This is a genomic window from Belnapia sp., from assembly GCF_059504005.1.
On record NZ_JCACHU010000124.1, the window covers coordinates 1 to 2,445 of the forward strand.

At 65.8% G+C, this 2,445-nt stretch carries 3 protein-coding genes; 1 reads left to right on the plus strand and 2 read right to left on the minus strand.

Translation table 11 applies throughout. The features are described 5' to 3' along the window. Positions 1–274: 274 nt before the first annotated feature. Both AC5JJ1_RS15890 and AC5JJ1_RS15895 read right to left on the minus strand, forming a co-directional pair. Positions 275–703: a DUF1810 domain-containing protein gene (locus AC5JJ1_RS15890; RefSeq protein ID WP_495786076.1), complete on the minus strand. Its 429-nt coding sequence runs from the start codon at positions 701–703 to the stop codon at positions 275–277. Between the two features lie 349 nt (positions 704–1,052). After that, entirely contained in the window at positions 1,053–1,439 is a 387-nt protein-coding gene (locus AC5JJ1_RS15895; protein ID WP_495786077.1) for a PAS domain S-box protein, read from the minus strand. Between the two features lie 306 nt (positions 1,440–1,745). Here AC5JJ1_RS15895 and AC5JJ1_RS15900 point away from each other — a divergent pair, with 306 nt between their 5' ends. Beyond that, complete coding sequence (locus tag AC5JJ1_RS15900; protein ID WP_495786078.1) at positions 1,746–2,186, plus strand: response regulator; 441 nt, start codon at positions 1,746–1,748, stop codon at positions 2,184–2,186. The last annotated feature ends 259 nt before the right edge of the window (positions 2,187–2,445 follow it).

Consider the following 2,445-nt stretch of genomic DNA (forward strand, 5'->3'; position numbering starts at 1 on the left):
TCACATGCGATAAGCACTGCACAGAGCATGCCATCAGACTGGGTCAGGTGCTCCGGCCGTAGGCCGACTGACATCGACATTTACGTGGATATGGATACCGACAGATGCTGAACCGTATTGATGCCCGTAGCCTGGTGATGGGCATTCCGCGAAGGACTGACTGTTAAGCCTCTGTGCGAAGGGCCTCCTCAATGGTCCGCCATGGCGGCTGAACGCGGTCGAGCTGGAACCCGGGTACCGCGGCTTGATGATCGCGCACGGCGGTGTTGGCGTGTCATCCCGCCGCGAGCAGTTCGGTCGTGAGCTGGTCCGGCTTGGCTTCGAAGTACCGGCGGAGCACGTCGTCGAATACCACCGTCTGCGGCCGCGCCGCCGCGAACAGAGTCATGGACGACCGGAGCTTGAGATCGTCCGGGCTGCCGAAGATCTCGTACGCGGACCGGTGCTGGACCGCGCGGACCAGCTCGGCGCACGCCAGGAGCCGTGGCTCGAGGACAGGGTGCGCCATATAGGCCTGCGCCTCGGCCAGCGAGGCGATACCGTAGTGCTGGGCGGTTGGGCTTCGGCCGAGGGCGCGGAGCTGCGGGAAGACGAACCACATCCAGTGCGTTCGCTTCCGTCCTGTCCGGAGCTCGCGGAGAACGTCGGCAATCACCGGCTCCTGGGCCCGCACGAAGCGCTCGAGATCGAAGGGGTCGTCCATGGCCCGAGGCTATGTTCTTTTCGGCCAGATCCTGCAGGCTTATCGAGGCCAGCCCCATGCCGGAGCTGGTGGTGAGTGTCCTGTAGCAGGTGAGCTATTCCGGCTGCACGCTGGCGACGCGCACCACCTCGGCATGGCGTTTTATCGCGGTGGCCACCCGGTCGCCGCAGAAGGGAAAGCGAATCACGCTCCACCGTAGAAGGAGATCCTCTTCCGAATCGGTGAAAGCGGAAACCGCTCTAAGGCAACGAGCGGCTCGGATCTGCCTTGCGTCGCGGCTCGGCCGCGGGGCCCTACCGTGCGGCCGCGACCGGCCGCCGGAGCGCCTGCAGCTCCTCGAAGCGCCGCGTCACGTCGCGCAGGACCGCAGCCATACCCTCCATCCGGCCCGCCGGGTCGCGCAAGGGCACGAGGGTGAACTCCAGTGAGATGCGGCCGCCGTCCTTACGCAGGCAGGCACGGCAAGCACCTCGCCCGCGCCGGAGCGGCTCTCGCCCGTCTCCATGACCCGGCTGAACCCGGCCCAGTGCCGCGCCCGCTGCGGCTCCGGGACGATGATGTCGACTGGGCGACCGAGCGCCTCCGCCGGAGCGAAGCCAAACAGGCGCTCCGCCCCGGTATTCCAGAAGCGGATCACGCCCTCGCGGTCTGCGAGGATAATGGCATCCGCCGCTGCCGCCAGCACGGCGCGACCCAACCGGTCCAGGTCCCTCTCCGACCACTCATTGCCCATCATTGTCCTTGCTCCCGACTGCCCTGGCCCGGGCCTTCCGTCGCCGTCATGGACACTGATCCGTGGAAGACCTGCTGCTCGGTGACGATCAGATCCAGCAGTACGTCGTATGGTTGCGGATGGATGGTCTCCCTGCTTACCGGACCGCGCCCCCTTCTTTCCTTTGCCGATCAACTAAATGTTGATATATATGCAATGTAACCGCTCTCGCCTTCCCCCATGGCGCCGCTCAGGAGGCTGCTGCCGATGCCGGCCAATACAGTGCCAGAGCACGCTCGGAATGGCGGGGGAGACTGCCCACCACGACCGGTGATCCTCGTGGTCGAGGACCAAGTCCTCGTCGCCATGATGATCGAGGATACCCTCCGAGACGCTGGCTACGATGTGGTTCTGGCCCATAGCGGCGAGGAAGCGCTCGCACGGGCTGGTGCGGTGGAGCAGCTTTCCGGAGTCGTCACCGACATTCACCTCATGCACGGGATCGACGGCCGGTCGGTGCTACGCGAGCTTCGTAAAGCCAACCCCAAGCTACCGGCGGTGGTGGTTACCGGCTTCGGGAAGGCGGCGCCGGAGGCCGACCTGAGAGGGCTCGGTGGCCCGACTGCCCGCCTCGTGAAGCCTTTCGGCTGCGATGATCTCATCGCCAGCCTGGCCGGTGTTATCTCCAGCACCAATGGACGTGCCCCGCGGGCCAATGAGGCGGAACGAGCTGCCCACCTGAGAAAGACGTGCAACTACGTCTTTGGATAGGAAGCCTGTGGTGCCGCCTCTCGAGGACCAGGCCGGTTTGATGGTGCTGGCGATGGCAGCTTGCATCAGGAACGGCCGAGAAGCTGGATGAACCGGGGCCGAGATTGAGACGACTTGCGCGGCCTGTGTAGGGCGGCTGGCGGGCGTCGCATGGCGGCCGATCGCCAGCGCCGAGGCGGCTTCAGTGAGCGGCGATCCCGTCACCTTGCTGGCCGGCACACTGGCGGGGTTAGCCGCGAAGGAGCAGGCGACCGTGCTA